The sequence below is a fragment of the Pseudonocardia lacus genome (assembly GCF_018531445.1).
GTDB classification, from domain to species: Bacteria; Actinomycetota; Actinomycetes; order Mycobacteriales; family Pseudonocardiaceae; genus Pseudonocardia; species Pseudonocardia lacus.
Map to the genome: position 1 here is coordinate 1 of NZ_JAHDTH010000172.1, position 18,065 is coordinate 18,065.

Annotated in this window: 20 protein-coding genes and 1 tRNA gene; 13 read left to right on the top strand and 8 right to left on the bottom strand. The window is 74.2% G+C overall.

The window, feature by feature from the left end; translation table 11 throughout:
- The 4 genes from KIK08_RS28735 to KIK08_RS28750 all read right to left on the bottom strand — a co-directional run.
- Positions 1-304, bottom strand: a 304-nt coding sequence (locus tag KIK08_RS28735; RefSeq protein WP_214406411.1) for a transposase, incomplete at its 3' end; no start/stop codon positions are given.
- Positions 305-990: 686 nt separating this feature from the next.
- Complete coding sequence (locus tag KIK08_RS28740; protein ID WP_214406412.1) at positions 991-1,260, bottom strand: DUF2277 domain-containing protein; 270 nt, start codon at positions 1,258-1,260, stop codon at positions 991-993.
- Between the two features lie 44 nt (positions 1,261-1,304).
- On the bottom strand, positions 1,305-1,988 hold the full coding sequence (locus KIK08_RS28745; RefSeq protein ID WP_214406413.1) for a PIG-L deacetylase family protein: 684 nt from the start codon (positions 1,986-1,988) through the stop codon (positions 1,305-1,307).
- Between the two features lie 168 nt (positions 1,989-2,156).
- Positions 2,157-3,131 (bottom strand): acyl-CoA desaturase, encoded by a 975-nt coding sequence (locus tag KIK08_RS28750; RefSeq protein WP_214406414.1) that lies wholly within the window; start codon positions 3,129-3,131, stop codon positions 2,157-2,159.
- Between the two features lie 192 nt (positions 3,132-3,323).
- On the opposite strand from KIK08_RS28750, the gene KIK08_RS28755 reads away from it, so the two are divergent.
- The 3 genes from KIK08_RS28755 to KIK08_RS28765 all read left to right on the top strand — a co-directional run bounded on the left by KIK08_RS28755 (position 3,324) and on the right by KIK08_RS28765 (position 4,561).
- Positions 3,324-3,394 (top strand) — tRNA-Gln (locus tag KIK08_RS28755).
- Positions 3,395-3,443: 49 nt separating this feature from the next.
- The gene (locus KIK08_RS41955; protein WP_214406415.1) at positions 3,444-4,085 is read left to right on the top strand and encodes a 4a-hydroxytetrahydrobiopterin dehydratase; all 642 of its coding nucleotides are present in this window, start codon (positions 3,444-3,446) and stop codon (positions 4,083-4,085) included.
- Positions 4,086-4,102: 17 nt separating this feature from the next.
- Positions 4,103-4,561: a DUF3291 domain-containing protein gene (locus tag KIK08_RS28765; protein ID WP_308257956.1), complete on the top strand. Its 459-nt coding sequence runs from the start codon at positions 4,103-4,105 to the stop codon at positions 4,559-4,561.
- Positions 4,562-4,742: 181 nt separating this feature from the next.
- Here KIK08_RS28765 and KIK08_RS28770 read toward each other — a convergent pair whose 3' ends face one another.
- Positions 4,743-5,180 carry an OsmC family protein gene (locus KIK08_RS28770; RefSeq protein ID WP_214406417.1) on the bottom strand — a complete coding sequence of 146 codons (438 nt, stop codon included), beginning with the start codon at positions 5,178-5,180 and terminating at the stop codon, positions 4,743-4,745.
- A 359-nt stretch (positions 5,181-5,539) separates the two neighbouring features.
- Here KIK08_RS28770 and glmU point away from each other — a divergent pair, with 359 nt between their 5' ends.
- The 4 genes from glmU to pth all read left to right on the top strand — a co-directional run bounded on the left by glmU (position 5,540) and on the right by pth (position 9,461).
- Positions 5,540-7,045, top strand: coding sequence for a bifunctional UDP-N-acetylglucosamine diphosphorylase/glucosamine-1-phosphate N-acetyltransferase GlmU (gene glmU, locus KIK08_RS28775; RefSeq protein WP_214406418.1), 1,506 nt, complete (start codon positions 5,540-5,542; stop codon positions 7,043-7,045).
- The gene (locus KIK08_RS28780; protein ID WP_214406419.1) at positions 7,042-8,022 is read left to right on the top strand and encodes a ribose-phosphate diphosphokinase; all 981 of its coding nucleotides are present in this window, start codon (positions 7,042-7,044) and stop codon (positions 8,020-8,022) included. The genes glmU and KIK08_RS28780 overlap by 4 nt, the downstream gene beginning before the upstream one ends.
- Before the next feature lie 164 nt (positions 8,023-8,186).
- Positions 8,187-8,873, top strand: a complete 687-nt coding sequence (locus KIK08_RS28785) for a 50S ribosomal protein L25/general stress protein Ctc (protein WP_214406420.1) — start codon at positions 8,187-8,189, stop codon at positions 8,871-8,873.
- Positions 8,874-8,876: 3 nt separating this feature from the next.
- The gene (gene pth / locus KIK08_RS28790; protein ID WP_214406421.1) at positions 8,877-9,461 is read left to right on the top strand and encodes an aminoacyl-tRNA hydrolase; all 585 of its coding nucleotides are present in this window, start codon (positions 8,877-8,879) and stop codon (positions 9,459-9,461) included.
- A gap of 73 nt (positions 9,462-9,534) precedes the next feature.
- On the opposite strand, the gene KIK08_RS28795 is transcribed toward pth, so the two are convergent.
- From KIK08_RS28795 to KIK08_RS28805, 3 genes are all read right to left on the bottom strand, one after another.
- Positions 9,535-11,217, bottom strand: a complete 1,683-nt coding sequence (locus KIK08_RS28795; protein WP_214406422.1) for a fatty acyl-AMP ligase — start codon at positions 11,215-11,217, stop codon at positions 9,535-9,537.
- A 39-nt stretch (positions 11,218-11,256) separates the two neighbouring features.
- On the bottom strand, positions 11,257-12,084 hold the full coding sequence (locus tag KIK08_RS28800) for an SAM-dependent methyltransferase (RefSeq protein ID WP_308257954.1): 828 nt from the start codon (positions 12,082-12,084) through the stop codon (positions 11,257-11,259).
- A 220-nt stretch (positions 12,085-12,304) separates the two neighbouring features.
- On the bottom strand, positions 12,305-13,138 hold the full coding sequence (locus KIK08_RS28805) for an SAM-dependent methyltransferase (RefSeq protein WP_308257955.1): 834 nt from the start codon (positions 13,136-13,138) through the stop codon (positions 12,305-12,307).
- A gap of 287 nt (positions 13,139-13,425) precedes the next feature.
- Here KIK08_RS28805 and KIK08_RS28810 point away from each other — a divergent pair, with 287 nt between their 5' ends.
- The 6 genes from KIK08_RS28810 to KIK08_RS28835 all read left to right on the top strand — a co-directional run.
- Positions 13,426-13,965, top strand: a complete 540-nt coding sequence (locus tag KIK08_RS28810) for a DUF1772 domain-containing protein (protein ID WP_214406424.1) — start codon at positions 13,426-13,428, stop codon at positions 13,963-13,965.
- A 9-nt stretch (positions 13,966-13,974) separates the two neighbouring features.
- A complete protein-coding gene (locus KIK08_RS28815) occupies positions 13,975-15,339 on the top strand; it encodes a dipeptidase (protein ID WP_214406425.1) in 1,365 nt (454 codons plus the stop codon).
- An 11-nt stretch (positions 15,340-15,350) separates the two neighbouring features.
- The gene (locus tag KIK08_RS28820; RefSeq protein WP_214406426.1) at positions 15,351-15,914 is read left to right on the top strand and encodes a PadR family transcriptional regulator; all 564 of its coding nucleotides are present in this window, start codon (positions 15,351-15,353) and stop codon (positions 15,912-15,914) included.
- A gap of 32 nt (positions 15,915-15,946) precedes the next feature.
- A complete protein-coding gene (locus tag KIK08_RS28825) occupies positions 15,947-16,948 on the top strand; it encodes an ATP-binding cassette domain-containing protein (protein ID WP_214406427.1) in 1,002 nt (333 codons plus the stop codon).
- Positions 16,945-17,697 carry an ABC transporter permease gene (locus tag KIK08_RS28830; protein ID WP_214406428.1) on the top strand — a complete coding sequence of 251 codons (753 nt, stop codon included), beginning with the start codon at positions 16,945-16,947 and terminating at the stop codon, positions 17,695-17,697. Before KIK08_RS28825 ends, KIK08_RS28830 begins: the two co-directional genes overlap by 4 nt.
- 38 nt (positions 17,698-17,735) lie before the next feature.
- Positions 17,736-18,065: AfsR/SARP family transcriptional regulator (locus tag KIK08_RS28835; RefSeq protein WP_214406429.1), on the top strand; the 330-nt coding region annotated here is incomplete at its 3' end.

An 18,065-nucleotide genomic window follows, 5' to 3' on the forward strand; every position in this document is an offset into this window, starting at 1 on the left:
TCTCCCGGGCGAAGTACGCGGCGGCCCGCTTCAGGATCTCATTCTCGATCTCAAGGCGCCGCTTCTCTTTGCGCAGCTCGGCGAGTTCACGTTTGTCCGCGCTGGACAGTCGTGAATCGATGGCGCCGTCATCGGCGTCGGCCTGGGCCATCCAGTTCCGCAGACACGACTCGCTGATCGAGAGCTGCTTGGCCACCGCAGCGACGGGCTGGTTGCCCTGACGGGCGAGCTCGACGGCTCGCTGGCGGAACTCGGGCGGGTGAGGAGCGGGCACGGGATCATCCTTGCCGGTGGCCGGGGCCACCTCAGGTGAGGTGTCCGGTCTCAGGGGCCAAGCTCAGAGGGGCCTCCGGCGGCGCCTGCGGCGGGCGTTTGAGGGGCCTCCGGCGGCGCCTACGCGGAGGGCGACCTCGGATCAAGCAGGGGGGCAGCCCCTGCCGGGGGTGGAGTGGCCGCTTCGCGGCCAGCTTCGCGGGCGAGCGGGGCGGGCGGGCGTCCTCGCAGCCCCAGGTGGGCGTCACAGCGCCGGGTGGGGGCATCCTCGCAACGCCAGGTGGGTGCCGCAGCCCAGGCTGGGTCGTCGCAGCCCGCCGGCGGGCTGCGAGCACACCGCCGGGTCTGCGAGAACCCCGAATCACATGATCGACTCGGCCTCCGAGGCACACCACCCCGCCTCCTCGCCCCCGCCCGGCCCCGGGGACCGCAGGGGAGAGCCCGGCGCCCCCAAGCTCCTGCCGCCACGCCACCGGAGGCCGCCGTGCACACCTGCCGGACGTCCTCGCAGAGTCCCCACGGTCTCCGCAGGGTCCACAGCACCTGCGAAGACCACGACGCCCCTGCGAAGACGCTCCCAACGCCCGCCACGGACCGAACGGGAAGCCCGGCACCTCCCCACGCCCCCTGCTCGATCAGAGGTCGCCCGCCGCGTAGGCGCCGCCGGAGGCCCCTCAAAGCCGGAGGCCCTCAAAGGAGGGCCCTGAAAGCAGCGACTCAGCGCCCGTACCGCACCGCCGCCCGCTCCCGCGCCTTCGCCGCCTCCACCTCGCGGTCCTTCGGCGGCGCCGTCGTCACCAGCGCGTCGAGCAGCTCGCGCGTCGCCTCGGTCACCGCGGCGACGGCGCGGTCGAACGCGGCCTGGTTCGCCTGGGACGGCGAGGCCGACCCGCTGACCTTGCGGACGTACTGCAGCGCGGCCCCGTGCACCTCGTCGTCGGTGGCGGGCGGGTCGAAGTTGTGCAGCACACGGATGTTCCGACACATGCCCCCGATAGTGCCCCAGGGGGCGGACAGGGCGGGGTCGGCGGCTACGCCATCTCCGGGTCGACGAACTCGGGCCCGGTCAGCGGGGCCACCCCGAGCACCAGCTTGGAGATGTGGAAGGCCTCGGCGAAGCGGGCCCGGCACTGCACGCCGCGGATGCGGGCCAGGCCGCCGAACGTCTCGGCGTCGAACCAGCTGCGGTCGCGCTGGGAGCCGTAGTGCTCGTGCAGCTTGGCGATCTTCTCCCGCAGCACCGGCTCGGCCAGCGGCAGGTACACCGAGGGCTGGGTGAGGTCGCCCTCCCACTTGAGGATCTCGTAGCCGAGGGTGAGGTGGTCGCGGAAGGCGCTGGGGACCAGGTCCGCGAGGGCGCGGTGGTCCTGGTGGGCGTCGTGCGGGGACGGTGCGAAGATCAGGTCGGGTTCGGCGTGCGAGCGCAGCTCCTCCAGGGCGAGCTTCGCGCGTTCCCACCGGGTGGGGACCCGCCCGTCGGGCAGGTCGAGGACGGTGACCTCCAGCCGCGCGCCGGGGCAGAACGCGGCCAGCGCGGCGCGTTCCTCCTCCTCGCGCAGCGAGCCGCCGCCGGTCAGCACGAGCGCCGACACCCCGACGCCGGGGTGGGCGCGGCACAGTTCGAGCAGGGAGCCGCCGGCGCCCACGGCGATGTCGTGGCAGTGGGCCCCGAGCAGCATCATGTGGTCGAGGCGCTCGGGTAAGAGGCTCAGCACCCTCCTACACCCCCGTCGTGTCGCGGCCGCACGCCGGGCAGCGCCGGACGTCAGGGCGGCAGTGTTCCACGAAGGGTGCAGCACTCGCCCGTGGGTGGGACACCCGGATGCGCGAACCCGCCGTGACGGGATGGCGCAGCGTCACGGCGGGTCCGCACCGGGGTCGGGTCAGGTCTCGGCCCGCAGCTTCTCCAGCCGCCGGGTGGTCGGCCAGCGCACGTCGTGCACCCACCCGAACTTCTCGAACAGCCAGATCAGCCGGGCCGAGATGTCGATCTGCCCGCGCAGCACCCCGTGGCGGGCGCAGGTGGGGTCGGCGTGGTGCAGGTTGTGCCAGGACTCGCCCATCGACAGGATCGCCAGCGGCCAGAAGTTGCGCGACCGGTCGCGCGAGCGGAAGGGCCGCTCCCCGACCATGTGGCAGATCGAGTTGATCGACCAGGTGACGTGGTTGGACACGGCCAGGCGCACCAGCCCGCCCCAGAAGAACCCGGTGACCGCCCCGGTCCACGACCAGGAGATCAGCCCGCCCAGCAGCGCCGGCAGCAGCAGGCTCACCGCCACCCATACGCCGAACGTCCGGCTGACCCGCCGGATCGCCCGGTCGGCGAGCAGGTCGGGCACGAACCGCCGCTGGTTGGTCTCGTCGCGGTCGAAGAACCAGGTCATGTGGGCGTGCAGGAAGCCCTTGGCCACCGCGGCCGGCGAGGTGCCGAACAGCCACGGCGAGTGCGGGTCGCCCTCCTTGTCGGAGAACGCGTGGTGGCGGCGGTGGTCGGCCACCCAGTTCAGGACGTTGCCCTGCACGGCGAGCGAGCCGGTGATGGCCATCGCCACCCGCAGCCACGGCTTGGCCTTGAACGCCTTGTGCGTGAAGTGCCGGTGGAAGCCGACGGTGATGCCCAGCACGGCGATCGTGTAGAAGACGCCCAGCAGCACCAGGTCGTGCCAGTCGACGCCCCAGCCCCACACCAGGGGGACCGCCGCGACGAGCGCGACCATCGGCAGGGCCACGAACACGTAGATCATCGCGTGCTGGAACGCGGTGCGCCGCCCGGAGACGATCGGGTTCGGCCCCGCCGTCAGCGGGTTCTCGGCGGGGGCTCCGGACGGGGGCGGTGCGACGGACTCGGCGGCGGTCATGCGGCTCCTCGGGGGTCGCGGGGTGAGGCGTCCGGCGGCAGCGGTGTCCCTGTCCGCCGCCGCTTTTGCGAGGTTAGGCCAACCTGGGCCGGACGGCTGCCCTCGACGGGGAACCCGGGGTGGCGGGGCCGCAAACGCCCCACCCCCGACCGGATCAACCCCGTTGGCGGTGCGTGACAGGATGGAGTCCTGTCCGCCGTGGTGTAACGGCAGCACCTCGGATTTTGGTTCCGATGGTCCAGGTTCGAATCCTGGCGGCGGAGCAGCCGCACGGGCGGTGTTGCTGTGCTCCCACCCGGTACGGTCCTCCGCGTGTCCGACCGCCTCGGCCCCCGGCAGTTCCTCGCCGCGGCGGACGCGGCCGGGTGGCGCGCGGTGCTGGGCGGCTCGTGGGTCTGCGCGCGCTACCGCACCGGGTCCTACGCGACGGGCGTCGCGCTCGTCGCCGCGATCGGGGAGCTGGCCGCCGCCTCCGGGCGCCACCCCGACGTCGACCTGCGCCCGGCGAGCGTCGACGTGCGGCTCGTCGGCGACCTGGGCACCCGGGACGTGGAGCTGGCGCGGGAGGTGTCGGCGGCCGCGCGGGAGCTGGGCGCGGTGGCCGACCCGGCCGGCGTGCAGCACGTGCAGGTCGCGGTGGACGCGCTCGTGATCGCCGACGTGCGGCCGTTCTGGCGGGCCGTGCTCGGCTACGAGGAGTTCGGCGACGAGGACGTGGTCGACCCCGTCCGCCGCGGCCCGACCTTCTGGTTCCAGCCCATGGACGCCCCGCGCCCGCAGCGCAACCGCATCCACGTGGACGTCTACCTCCCGCCCGACCAGGTGCGGGAACGGGTGGCGGCGGCGCCGGCCGCGGGCGGGCGGGTCGTGGACGACTCGAACGCCCCCGCGTGGTGGACGCCGGCCGACCCGGAGGGCAACGAGGTCGACCTGGCCGTGTGGGTGGCGGAGTAGTGCACCGGTTGGCCCAGGTGAACGTGGCGCGGATGCGGGCGCCGCTGGACGACCCGGTCATGCGCGGATTCACCGACGCGCTGGCGGCGGTCAACCGGCTCGCCGAGGCCGCCCCCGGCTTCGTCGCCCGCAGCGAGTTCGGCCATCACGTGCTCACCGACGCGGCGGGCCTGCTGGTGGTCAACGTGTCGCTCTGGGCGGACTACGCCGCCCTGCACGAGTTCGTCTACCGCTCCGCCCACGCCGGGCACCTGCGCCGGAAGTCGCGGTGGTTCCTGCCGACCGAGCAGCCCTCGACCGCGCTGTGGTGGGTGGCGGCCGACGCCGTCGTGCCGTCGCCCGCGGACGCGGTGCGCCGGCTGCAGCACCTGCGCCGCTACGGGCCCACGCCGCAGGCGTTCGGGCTGCGCACGCGGTTCGGGCCGGACGGGCGCCCCGAGGAGCGGCGGCCGCGGGCGGGGGGCGCGCGGCGGTAGAGCCAGGACAGCGGTGCGGCCGTGAACACGGCGGTGGCCCCACCCGAAGGGTGGGGCCACCGCCCGAACGCGCTACCTCAGCGACCGCTCGGTCGCGGGGGCGGCGGCTCGGGCGGCCGTCCGTTGCCCGTGCACCTCATCCTCGCTCCTTCGTTCAACGACGTGCTGGTGCTGGACCGCATCAGGCGAGCGCGGCGTCCAGCGTGATCGTCGTGCCGGTCAGCGCCTTGCTCACCGGGCACCCGTCCTTCGCCGCCTGCGCGGCCTTCTCGAACCCCGCGGCGTCGAGCCCCTCGACCCGGCCGCGGACCTGCAGTGCGATGCCCGTGATCGCGAACCCACCCGCGGGGTCCGGACCCAGCGAGACGTCGGCCGAGACGTCGAGCGAGCCGGGGGTGCCCCCCGCCCGCGCGATCTCCGCGGACAGCGCCATCGAGTAGCAGGCCGAGTGCGCCGCCGCGATCAACTCCTCCGGGCTGGTCACTCCCCCGGCGTCGTCCGCCGAGCGCCGCGGGAAGCTGACCGGGAACGTACCGACCCCGCTGCTGGCCAGCTCCACCTGGCCCTCGCCCTCCTGCAGGCTGCCGTTCCATGCTGTCCGTGCGGTGCGCGTGGGCATTGACCTCTCCAAACGGGGTTGACGGCTCTCGTCGCCGTCAACAGAGAAGACGCCATAGCCCGTCCCGCGTTCACTCTCGGTGAGACGACCGGTACTGGATCAACGGCAAGCGGTCCCTCGACCAGGACCGCAGGCGTCTGGTATGCCGCCTACCGCTCACCGGGCCGCTCCCCGGACGGGCGACCCGTCGTGCCCGATCGCGCGGCGGCGGGGCGCCGCGGCCGTTCGTCGGCGCCCGGGGTCGGGCGACGACGTAGGATTTCCCGGTCCTCCCACGGCCCGCCACCCGCCCCGCCAGGCACCGTCCATCCGCGACGGTCGGCCCGCGGGGCCCGAGATCCGGCAGGAGCACCCGCCCCATGCTCGACCGTCCCGGGCAAGCAACCCCGAGCACCAGTCCGACCGCCGCGGTGGTGCTCGCGGCGGGAGAGGGGACGCGGATGCGCTCCGCGGTGCCCAAGGTGCTGCACGCCATCGGCGGGCGCAGCCTGCTCGGCCACGCCGTGCACGCCGTCGCCGAACTGCAGCCCGAGCACCTCGTGGTGGTGCTCGGGCACGGCCGCAAGGAGGTCGGGGAGACCGTCGCGGCGCTCGGCGGCGAGCTGGGCCGCCCGGTGCTGGCCGCCGAGCAGGACCAGCAGCTGGGCACCGGGCACGCGGTCGGCTGCGCGATGAGCTCGCTGCCGGCCGAGCTGACCGGCCCGGTCCTGGTCACCTACGGCGACGTGCCGCTGCTGGAGCCGGCCACCCTGCAGGGCCTGCTCGACGAGCACGCCGCGGCGGGCGCCGCCGTCACGCTGCTCACCACCGAGCTGGACGATCCGACGGGCTACGGCCGCATCCTGCGCGACGCGGACGGCACGGTGACCGCGATCGTCGAGCAGCGCGACGCGTCCCCGGAGCAGCGCGCCGTCCGCGAGATCAACTCCGGGGTCTACGTCTTCGACGGCGCCTTCCTGACCGCCGGCCTCGAGCGCCTGGGCACCGACAACGAGCAGGGCGAGCTCTACCTGACCGACCTGATCGGCATAGCCCACGACGACGGGCTGGGCGTGCGCGGCGTGCGCTGCACCGACACCTGGCAGGTGGCCGGCGTGAACGACCGCGTCCAGCTGTCGGAGGTGCGCGCGGAGCTCAACCGCCGGGTGGTGACCGCGTGGATGCGGTCCGGGGTGACGGTCGTCGACCCCGCCACGACGTGGGTGGACGTGCAGGTCGAGCTGGCCCCCGATGCGGTGCTGCACCCCGGCACCCAGCTGCACGGCCGCACGTCGGTCGGCGCGGGCGCCGAGGTGGGACCCGACACGACCCTGACCGACTGCGAGATCGGCGAGGGCGCGCGGGTGGTGCGCACCCACGGCAGCCAGGCCGACATCGGCGCGGGCGCCGACGTCGGGCCGTTCGCGTTCCTGCGCCCGGGCACCCGGCTCGGCGAGCGCGGCAAGATCGGCACCTTCGTCGAGGTGAAGAACTCCGACATCGGCGCCGGCAGCAAGGTGCCGCACCTGAGCTACGTCGGCGACGCCGACATCGGCGAGCACTCCAACATCGGCGCGGCATCGGTCTTCGTCAACTACGACGGCGTGCGCAAGCAGCGCAGCGTGGTGGGCGACCACGTCCGCACCGGCTCGGACAACATGTTCGTGGCGCCCGTGCGGGTCGGTGACGGCGCTTACACCGGCGCCGGGACCGTCCTGCGCGAGGATGTCCCACCGGGGGCGTTGTCGGTTTCCGCCGGAGAGCAGCGCATCATCGAGGGGTGGGTGGTGCGGAAGCGGCCGGGGACGCCGTCCGCGCAGGCCGCGCAGGCGGCCACCCGCGCACCCGAACCGACCGACCCCCCTGATGGAGGTAGCACCCGGTGAGCTCGATGTCGGCGACCCCCAAGAAGAACCTGATGCTCTTCTCCGGCCGGGCGCACCCCGAGCTGGCCGAGCAGGTTGCGAAGCACCTGGACGTGACGATCACCCCGCAGTCGGCGTACTCGTTCGCCAACGGGGAGATCTTCGTCCGGTTCGAGGAGTCCGTGCGCGGCTGCGATGCGTTCGTCCTGCAGTCGCACTCCGCACCGATCAACGACCAGATCATGGAGCACCTGATCATGGTCGACGCGCTGAAGCGGGCGTCGGCCAAGCGGATCACGGTGGTCATGCCGTTCTGGGGCTACGCGCGCCAGGACAAGAAGCACCGCGGCCGCGAACCGATCTCGGCCCGGCTGATCGCGGACATGTTCAAGACCGCGGGCGCCGACCGGATCATGACCGTCGACCTGCACACCGCGCAGATCCAGGGTTTCTTCGACGGCCCGGTCGACCACCTGTTCGCGCTGCCGGTGCTGGCCGAGCACATCAAGCGCACCTACGCCGACCACGACCTGGCCGTGGTCTCCCCCGACTCCGGCCGGGTCCGGCTGGCCGAGCGCTGGGCGGAGACGCTGGGCGGCACCCCGCTGGCGTTCATCCACAAGACGCGCGACCCGCGCAAGCCCAACGAGGCCGTGGCCAACCGGGTGGTCGGCGAGGTCGACGGCCGGCTCTGCGTGGTCATCGACGACATGATCGACACCGGTGGCACGGTCGCGAAGACGGTCGAGGTGCTGCTCAAGGACGGCGCATCGGACGTGATCGTGGCGGCCACGCACGGCGTGCTGTCCGGGCCCGCGGTCGACCGGCTGGCGTCCTGCGGCGCCCGCGAGGTCATCTTCACCGACACCCTGCCGATCCCGGACGAGAAGCGCTTCCCCGGCATGACGGTGCTGCCGATCGCCCCGCTGGTGGCCCGGGCCATCCACGAGGTCTTCGACGACGGCTCGGTGACCTCCCTGTTCGACGGGAACGCCTGACCCCGCCCACCCGACCCCGAGCCGGGGTCGCGTATCGTGGTCGAGGTTCCGCGGCGAGGGCGGGTGCAGTACTCCCGCCGTAATCGACGCAGCCTCGGCCCTCTCGGCCGGCTGCCTCGCCGCATGTCCCGCGCACCAGCAGCTGCCGATCGAGGAGAAGTACCGTGGCCGAAGCCCGTATCGACGCCGAGACCCGCACGGAGTTCGGCAAGGGCGCCGCCCGCCGTACCCGCCGCGCCGGCAAGATCCCCGCCGTGCTCTACGGGCACGGCACCGACCCGCAGCACCTGTCGCTGCCGGAGCTGGAGTTCAAGGCGATCGTGCGCGAGCAGGGCCGCAACGCCGTGCTCACGCTCAACATCGGCGGGACCCCGCAGCTCGCGCTGACCAAGACCGTGGTCAGCCACCCGATCCGCCCCTACATCGAGCACGTCGACCTGCTCGTGATCACGCGCGGCGAGAAGGTCCAGGTCGAGGTCCAGGTCGTGGTGACCGGCGACGCCGGCCCCAACACGCTGGTCCAGCAGGACCTCAGCACGATCCAGGTCGAGGCCGACGTGTCCAGCATCCCGGAGCAGATCGAGGTCTCCGTGGAGGGCAAGCCGGCCGGCACCCAGATCAACGCCGCCGACGTCGAGCTCCCCAGCGGCACCACCCTGGTGACCGACCCCGAGGCGCTGGTGGTCAACGTCGTGCCGTCGCCGACCGCGGCCGACCTCGAGGCCGAGATCGACACCGAGGGTGCCGGCGTGGTCGAGGACACCCCCCAGGCCGAGGCCTCGTCCTCCGACCAGGGGTCCTCCGACAGCGACACCCAGGCCGATCCGGCCACCGCCTCCGCGGAGAGCTGATCCGTGGCGCCGGGCCCCGCTCTGGTGGTCGGGCTCGGCAACCCGGGTCCGGACTACGCCCAGACCCGGCACAACGTCGGCTTCCGCGTCGTCGAGCTGTTGGCGGCGCGGGCCGGCGGCGGCCGCTTCTCCAAGCACCGCTCCAACTCCGATGTGCTGGAGGGCAGGCTGGCCGGCCGCAAGGTCGTGCTGGCCAAGCCGCGCACGTACATGAACGTCTCCGGGGGCCCGGTCGCCGGGCTCGTCCGGTACTTCTCGGTCGCGCCGGCCGACCTCGTCGTCGTGCACGACGACCTCGACCTGGGCTTCGGGGTAGTACGGCTCAAGCTGGGCGGCGGTGAGGGCGGTCACAACGGCCTGCGCTCGATCAGCCAGTCGCTCGGCTCGAAGGACTACCTGCGCGTCCGGTTCGGCATCGGCCGCCCGCCGGGCCGCCAGGACCCGGCCGACTTCGTGCTCAAGCGGTTCTCCGGGGCCGAGGCGAAGGAGTTGGAGTTCGCGGTCGACCTGGCCGCGGACGCCACCGAGGCGCTGCTCTCGGACGGCCTCGAACCCGCGCAGAACCGCTTCCACGCCCTGTCCGGCTGACCGGTCCCCGTCGAGAACGAACTTGCCGTGATCGTTCCGGCTTTTCGATCACGACAGGTTCGTTCTCGACGGGTCAGACGCGCTCGGCGAGGAGCTGGCCGGTGGCGGCGCGGCGCAGCTTGCCGGACGGGGTCTTGGGCAGGCTGCCGGGCCCCAGGACGACGACCCGGGCCGGGCGCACGCCGACCGCGGCGAGCACCTGCCGGGTGACGTCCTTGGCGATGGCCTTCTCCGCCTCCTCGTCGCCTGCCTTGCGCGACTCCACCGCCACCAGGAACGACTCGCGGTGCCGGTCGTCGCCGGCGAACAGGCGCACCGCCACCGCGTTGCCCGCCCGCACGTCGGCGGCCTGCACGGCGGCCCGCTCGATGTCGGTCGGGTAGATGTTGCGCCCGCCCATGATGATCACGTCCTTGCGCCGGCCGCACACCACCACCGCCCCGTCGACCAGGTAGCCCTCGTCGCCGGTGTCGAGCCAGCCCTCCTCGTCCTGGGTGTCGACCGGGCCGTCGACGGTCAGGTAGCCGGGGGTGACCGACTCGCCGCGCAGGTGGATCACCCCGACCTCGCGGTCGCCGAGCACGGTGCCGTCCTCGCCGACGACGCGGGCCTCGATCCCCGGCAGCGGCGGCCCGAGCAGCGGGAACCGGCGCACGCCCGGCCCGGCCCCGCCGGCGGTCACCGGGACCGCGCGCCGATGGGCCTCGAGCTGGTCGGCGTCGATCGCGTCGACCCGCAGCCCCTGCTCGACGGGCGCGAAGGACACCCCGAGCGCGGTCTCGGCCATCCCGTACGCGGCCAGCACCGACTCCGGTCGCAGCCCGAACCGGGCCCCGGCCGCGGTGAACGCCGCGACGGCGTCGGGGTCGATCGGCTCGGCCCCGTTCAGCGCGATCCGCAGCGAGGACAGGTCGAGCGAGCCCTCGTCGGCCCGGGCCAGCTGGCGGCCGAGCACGGCGTAGGCGAAGTTCGGGGCGGCCGTGACGGTGCCGCGGTAGGTCGAGATCAGCTCGGCCCACAGCAGCGGGCGGGACAGGAAGTCGACCGGGGTGACCGAGACCAGCTCCAGGCCGACCGCCATGGGGATGGTCAGGAACCCGACCATGCCCATGTCGTGGAACAGCGGAAGCCAGGAGACCATCGTGTCGCGGTCGAGGTCGAGCCGCGCGGCCTCGATCATGCCGGCGATGTTGGCGTGCAGGTTGCGGTGGGTGATCCGCACCGCCTTCGGCTCCGCGGTCGACCCGCTGGTCAGCTGGAGCAGGGCGGTGTCGCCCTCGTCGGCGATGTGGGCGTCGGGTTCGACGGCCTCCGCGTCCGCTGCCCGCAGCGCCTCGATGGTGCGGAACGGGATCGACCGCTCGGCCAGCACCGGGGCCAGCGCGTCGAAGGGCGCCCCGAGCAGCACCAACCCGGCGTCGATCATGGACAGGACCGTCACCGTGTCCTCGGCCCAGGCCGCCAGGTCGGTGCGCGCGGTCGGTTGGTGCAGCATCGTGACGCTGCCGCCGGCCAGCCAGACGGCCTGCGCGGCCGGCGCGATCGTCACCGGCTCGCCGGCCAGCACCCCGACCGCCGTGCCCTTCCCGACGGCGGGGACGCCATCGGCTCCGGCGCGGAGCGCGCCGGCCATCCGGGTCGCCTCGGCGTGCACCTGCGGCCACGTCCGGCGGACGGGCGCTACCGGGGCGCCGGTGGTCATGCCGTGCGCGGAGCGGTGGGCGGACTCCAGCAGCGTGGCCAGGAACCGGGACATACCGCTCAGCCTAGGGCCTGCGCCCGGGTTCGGCGTTGATCACGGTGCGGCGGTGGTCGGGTTCGCGGGTCGACGCCCCATCCCGACCAGGAAGTGGATGCTGAGCTCGGAGCCGCGCGGTCCGGCCTGCTCCGGTCGCCAGGCCAGCATCGGCACGAGTCCCGGTTCGAGCAGTTCGGCACCGGCGAACATCGCTTCCACCTGCTCCCGCGAGCGCGGGGTGTAGGTCAGGCCGGGGGTGCGTGCGGCCCGCTCGGCGAACTCGCCGTACTCGGGCGCGAAGTCGGTGGTGGGGTGACTGATGGTGACGATGCTGCCGGGCGGCAGCGCGTCAAGGAAGGCGCGCACCGAGCGGACCGCGACGTCCTCGGGGAGGAACGGCAGCACCGCCAGCATCATCAGCCCGACCGGTTCGTCCGGGTCGAGGACGGCGCGCAGGCCGGGGTCGGCCAGCACGGCGGCCGGGTCGGCCGCGTCGCCGTGCACGAACGCGGTCGCGCCGCGGGGGTCACCGGCGAGCAGCGCCCGCGAGTGCGCCGCCACGACGGGGTCGTTGTCGACGTACACGACGCGGGCGGTGGGGTCGATCTCCTGGGCCACCTCGTGGGTGTTGCGCCGGGTCGGCATCCCCGAGCCGATGTCGAGGAACTGGCGGATCCCCAGCTCGCGGACCAGCCTCGGCACCGCGCGCTGCAGGAACCGGCGGTTGGCCCTGGCCGCCTGCGGCATGCGCGGAAAGGCGGCGGCGAGCCTGTCGGCCACCTCCCGGTCGACGGCGTAGTTGTCCTTGCCACCGAGCCAGTAGTCGTAGACCCGGACCGGGTGGGGGCGGGTGAAGTCCACCTCGCCGGGACGGGCGATCTCCACGGCTGCACTCCTCCGTCGGGGCACGGTCGGTCCGCCCGGGCGGACGTCGTGGGTCGGGTTCGCGGCCACTCCGCTCCGGAAGCGTGCGCGGCGCTCGTCGCCCCGAGGTCGGCAACCCCGGGCTCCGGTTTCCGCGACCCACGGTAGGCCAGCCGATGGCCACGCAGCGTGATTGCCGCTCATCGGTGGACGGCGCGCGCCGGGTGGTGCGCCGAGCGGCTCAGCGACGCCGGGCCACGCCGGCCCAGGCGTAGACGCCGCACGGGTCGGGAACGACCGCGTCGCGCGCGTCGGGGTGCCAGCTCAGCAGCGGCACCAACCCCGGCTCGACGAGCTCGGTGCCGGCGAAGAGGGCGCGGACCTCGTCCTGGGTCCGGGTGGTGCAGGACAGGCCGCTGCGCTCCACCGCGGCGACCGTGCGCCGCGTCGCCTCCGGGGCGAAGTCGGGCGTGGGGTGGCTGATCGTCAGGTAGCTGCCCGGCGCCAGCGCGGCCAGCAGCGTGGCCACGACGTCGCGCGCGACCGGATCGGGGAAGTACGTGAGCGTGTCCACGACCAGCAGCCCCACCGGCTCGGACAGGTCGAGCGTCGCGCCGAGCGCGGGCGCGGCCAGCACCGAGGCCGGGTCGGTGGCGTCGGCCTCGACGAACGCGGTGCTGCCCCCCGGGTGGTCGGCCAGCAGCGCCCGGGAGTGCGCGGCGACCACCGGGTCGGCGTCGACGTAGACCACCCGGGCACCCGGGTCGGCCTCCAGCGCGACCTCGTGGACGTTGCACGCGGTGGGCAGCCCCGAGCCGATGTCCAGGAACTGGCGCACGCCGCGCACCCGGACCAGGTGCCGGACAGCGCGGTGCAGGAAGTCGCGGACGGCCCTGGTCATCGCGGGCAGCGTGGGCAACCGGGCGATCAGGGCGTCGCCCGCGTCGCGGTCGACCGCGAAGTTGTCCTTCCCCCCGAGCAGGTAGTCGTAGATGCGGGCCGGGTTGGGGCGGGCGGCGTCGAGGCCCGGGGTTCTGTGGGGCGGGGGCGCGGAGCCCGTCGTCAGCCAGTCCACACCGTCTCCGTCGGTGGTCGCTCCGTCGACCGATCCCTCGGCGGCGACGCCGGTGTCGATCAACGCTGCGTGCCCGATCGGTCACGCACAGGTGCACGATACCGGTGCCGCAGACCGATCGAGTGACGACCGCCCGTGCCGTTGCCCGGTCGTCACCTCCGCCCGCGGACGGCGGCGGTGCCGCTCGGGAGCGTCGCGGCGGGGCCTTCCCGTACGTCGAGGAGCGACACCCTTCAACGCGCGCTAACCGACGACGCGGAGTCGGCGCGCTCCTAGCGTTGTCGACCATGCCGAAGACGCTCACCGACCTCACGACCGCACTCCTCGTCGCGCTGGCCGCGGTCACCACCGTCTACTTCGGCGGCATCGCCGCCGAGACCGCCGTGCTCTACCCGAACATCTTCCGCGACCCGCCGGAGTCGCTGGTGGCGGCGCGCGAGTTCCTGGTGGCCGCCAGCCCGTCGAGCTTCTTCCCGCCGCTCGGGCTCACGATCATCGTGGCCGGAGCGGCCGCGGTGCTGCTCACCTGGCGCGCGCCGGGCGTGCGGTGGCGGATCGTCGCGGCGGCCGCGGTGTTCCTGTGCTGCGAGTTCCTGTTCTCCGCGTGGTTCTTCTGGCCGCGCAACACGATCATGTTCGTGGACCCGGTCGGCACCCACCCCGACGAGTACCTGCGCGCCGTCGCCGCCGAGTTCACCGCGGGCCACTGGGTGCGCGTGATCGGCAGCGCGGCGACCGCCGCGCTCGTCGCCACCGGCTCCCTGACCTGGTACCGGGGCCGGGTGCTGGCCCGCGCGAGCCGGGTCGGGGCCGCCGGCGCCGCGTAGCATCGCGCTGTGCCGGATCTGCGTGACACCCTGCCCGCCGCGGTCGACGCGGCCCTGCCCGCCGCCCGCGCCGACCTGGAGACCCTGGTCCGGATCCCCAGCATCTGGGCCGATCCCGACCACGCCGAGGACACCCACCGCAGCGCCGAGGCCGTCGCCGGTCTCGCCCGCGCGGCCGGCGCCGCGGACGTGCGGGTGCTGTCCGTCGACGGCGGCGCACCGGCTGTGGTGGCCCGCTGGCCCGCGCCGCAGGGCACGCCGACGATCCTGCTCTACGCCCACCACGACGTGCAGCCCACCGGCGGCGACGAGCACTGGACGAGCCCGCCGTTCGAGCCCACCGAGCGCGACGGGCGCCTCTACGGCCGCGGTGCCGCCGACGACAAGGCCGGCGTGCTGACCCACCTGACGGTGCTGCGGGCCTACCAGGCCGTGCAGGGCGGGCCGCCGATCGGTGTCACGATGCTCATCGAGGGCGAGGAGGAGTCCGGCTCCCCCACGCTGACCGCGTTCCTGGCCGAGCACAGCGATCTGCTCGCCTGCGACGCCATCGTCATCGCCGACTCGGCCAACCCGGCCGTCGACGTCCCGGCGCTGACGACGAGCCTGCGCGGGCTCGTCGACCTGACCATCGAGGTCGCGATGCTGGAGCGCCCGGTGCACTCCGGCGTCTACGGCGGCCCGGTCGGCGACGCGCTCACCGCGCTGTGCCGCACCCTGGCCAGCCTGCACGACGAGCTGGGCGAGGTGGCCGTCGGCGGCCTGGCGCAGGGCACGTCCGCGGCGCCGGACTTCGACGAGGCCACGTTCCGCTCCGACGTGGGCCTGCTCGACGGCGTCGAGCTGATCGGCACCGGCACCATCCCCGAGCGGTCGTGGATGAAGCCGTCGGTCGCCGTGCTGGGCATCGACGCGCCGCGCGTGGACGAGGTCTCCAACGTGCTGCTGCCCCGGGCCCGGGCCGCGGTGAGCCTGCGGCTGGCGCCGGGCGACGACGCCCGCAAGGCCGCCGACGCCCTGGCCGAGCACCTCAAGGCGCACGTGCCGTGGGGCGCGAAGGTCACGATCACGCCCGGGCACGGCGTGGCGGAGCCGTTCAGCCTGGACGCCACCGGCTCGGTCTACGACCTGGCCCGCCGCGCCTTCGCCGACGCCTACGGCAACGAGGTGGTGGAGGTCGGGATCGGCGGTTCGATCCCGTTCATCGCCGAGTTCGCGCGCACGTTCCCGGGCGCGGCGGTGCTGGTCACCGGGGTCGGCGACCCGGCGAGCCGGTGGCACGGCATCGACGAGAGCCTGGACCTGGGGATGTTCCGCAGCGCGGTGCTGGCCGAGGCCTACCTGCTGGCCGAGCTGGCCGGCTCCGCGGGCTGACGAGGGCGCCCGTGTCCGCCGTCCGCATGCTCGTGCTCGGGGTCGTGCGCGACCTCGGCCAGGCGCACGGCTACCAGGTGCGCCGCGAGCTGACGACCTGGCGGGTCGACGCCTGGGCGAACGTGGCCCCGGCGTCGATCTACCAGGCGCTGCGCACGCTGACCAAGCACGGCCTGGTCGAGGAGGTGGGCACCGAGTCCGACGGCGGGCCGGAGCGCACGGTGTACCGGCTCACCCCCGACGGCGAGACGGAGTTCTTCCGCCTGGTCCGCACGGCGGTGAGCGACCCGGGCGACACCCTCGCCGAGCTGAGCGCCGCGTTCGGCTTCCTGCACCTGCTGCCCCGCTCCGAGGTGGCGACGCTGCTCGACCACCGCGTGCGGGCGCTGTGGGCCCAGCTCGTCCGGGTCGACCCGCCGGAGGCGGCGCTCGACGAGGCCAAGCCGGCGCAGGTGGCGGCGCTGATGCAGCTGGCCGCCGGCCGGGTCCGCGCCGAGATCGACTGGGCGCTCGACCTGGCCGGGCGCATCCGCGACGGCTCGTTCGTCCTCGAGGGCGCCACTAGTAAAGCTTGACTAGTTGGCCCGACGAGGCCAGGGTGACCCGCGTGATAACCGCACGCGGGCTCGCCCGCACCTTCCGCGCCCGCCGAGGGCGGTCCGCCCAGGACGTCACCGCGGTCGCCGGCGTGGACATCGACGTGTCCGCCGGCGAGCTGGTCGGCTTCCTCGGCCCCAACGGCGCCGGCAAGACGACCACCCTGCGCATGCTCACCACGCTGCTCGCCCCGACCGCCGGCACCGCCACCGTCGCCGGCCACGACCTGCGCACCGACCCGCAGGGCGTGCGCCGCAACATCGGCTACATCGGCCAGAGCGGCGGCGCCGGCCCGGACTGCGCGGTCCGCGACGAGCTGGAGTTGCAGGCCCGGCTGTACGGGCTGCCCGCGGCCGAGGCCGCCGCCCGCACGGGCGAGCTGCTCGACGCCTTCGACCTCGGCGACGCCGGCACCCGCACCGTGCAGACCCTCTCCGGCGGGCAGCGCCGACGCCTCGACATCGCCATGGGCCTGGTGCACCGCCCGCCGCTGCTGTTCCTGGACGAGCCCTCCACCGGGTTGGACCCGCAGAGCCGGGCGAACCTGTGGGAGCACATCCGCCGGCTGCACGCCGAGCACGGCACCACGCTGTTCCTGACCACCCACTACCTCGACGAGGCCGACGCGCTCTGCGACCGCATCCTGGTCATCGACCGCGGCCGGATCGTCGCCGCCGGCACCCCCGACGAGCTCAAGCGCCGGGTCTCCGGCGACCTCGTCGTCGTCGGCGCCGACTCGCCCGACGTCGTGGCCGGGCTGGCCGCCGACCTGCCCGGCGACGAGCCCGCCGTCGACGGCTCGACCGTGCGCTTCCGCACCCCCGACGGCGCCGGCGTGCTCCCCGCGCTGCTGCGCGGCATGGACGCGGTGGGCGTCGCCCCGCTCTCGGTGGAGGTCCGCCGCCCCAGCCTGGACGACGTCTTCCTCACCCTCACCGGGCGCACCCTGCGCGAGGCCGAGGCGGACCCCGCCGAGACCGCTGCGGAACCGGCGCTCGGCGGTGCCCGGTGACGACGTGGCTGATCTTCCGCCGGTCGCTGCGGCAGTCGCTGCGCAACCCGGCCTGGGTCCTCATCGGCGTCTTCCAGCCGCTGGTCTACCTGGCGCTGTTCGGTCCGCTGCTCATCCCCGTCGTGGAGAGCACGCCCGGCTTCCCGCCCGGCGACGCGTGGCAGGTGTTCGTCCCGGCGCTGGTCGTGCAGCAGGTCGTTTTCGGCACCCTGTTCGTCGGGTTCGGGCTGATCGCCGAACTCCGCGCCGGAGTGATCGACCGGATGCGGGTGACCCCGGTCAGCCGCACCGCGCTGCTGCTCGGGCGCGCGCTCAAGGACGTCGTCGTGCTCGTCCTGCAGTCGGTGCTGCTGGTGCTGATCGCGCTGCCGTTCGGCCTGCGCGCCCCGCTCGGCGGGGTGCTGCTGGCGCTGGCCCTGGTCGCCGTGGCCGGGCTGGCCATGTCCTGCGCGTCCTACGCGCTGGCGCTTCGGCTCAAGAGCGAGGAGGCGCTCGGGCCGGTGTTCAACACCTTCGGCCTGCCGCTGCTGCTGCTCTCCGGGGTGCTGCTGCCGCTGTCGGTGGCCCCGGGGTGGCTGTTCGGCCTGTCCCGCGCCAACCCGTTCGCCCACATCGTCGAGGCCGAGCGCGCGCTGTTCCGCGGCGACCTGGCCGACCCGGCCGTGCTGCTCGGCGCCGGCGCCACCGCCGTCCTCCTCGTCCTGTGCGTGACCTGGGGGATCCGGACGTTCCACCGCGAATCGGCCTGAGCAGTCACCGCCCCGGTCACGGAGGGCAGACTGGGCCCGTGCACGTCGGCCTGCTCGGCACCGTCGAGGCGCGGCGCGGAACCGATCCGCTGCCGCTGCCCGGCGTGCGCCTGCGCGGGCTGCTGGCCCGGCTCGCCCTCGACGTCGACCGCCCCGTCCCCACCTCCGCGCTGGTCGACGACCTGTGGGGCGCGGCGGCGCCGGACGGCGCGGGCAACGCGCTGCAGGCGCTGGTCTCCCGGCTGCGCCGGGCCGTCGGGGCCGAGCTGGTGGGCACCGAGGCCGGCGGCTACCGGCTGCGGCTGCCGCCCGACGCGGTCGACGCGGCCCGCTTCGAGCGGCTGGTCGGCGACGCCGCGGCCGCCGAG

Excerpts from the sequence above, each read along its gene's own strand:
- KIK08_RS28795 (WP_214406422.1), bottom strand. The coding sequence starts at position 11,217 with ATGTCCCGGTTCCTGGCCACGCTGCTGGAGTCCGCCCACCGCTCCGCG.
- KIK08_RS28740 (WP_214406412.1), bottom strand. The coding sequence starts at position 1,260 with ATGTGTCGGAACATCCGTGTGCTGCACAACTTCGACCCGCCCGCCACC.
- KIK08_RS28810 (WP_214406424.1), top strand. The coding sequence starts at position 13,426 with ATGCCGAAGACGCTCACCGACCTCACGACCGCACTCCTCGTCGCGCTG.
- KIK08_RS28750 (WP_214406414.1), bottom strand. The coding sequence starts at position 3,131 with ATGACCGCCGCCGAGTCCGTCGCACCGCCCCCGTCCGGAGCCCCCGCC.
- KIK08_RS28770 (WP_214406417.1), bottom strand. The coding sequence starts at position 5,180 with ATGCCCACGCGCACCGCACGGACAGCATGGAACGGCAGCCTGCAGGAG.
- glmU (WP_214406418.1), top strand. The coding sequence starts at position 5,540 with ATGCTCGACCGTCCCGGGCAAGCAACCCCGAGCACCAGTCCGACCGCC.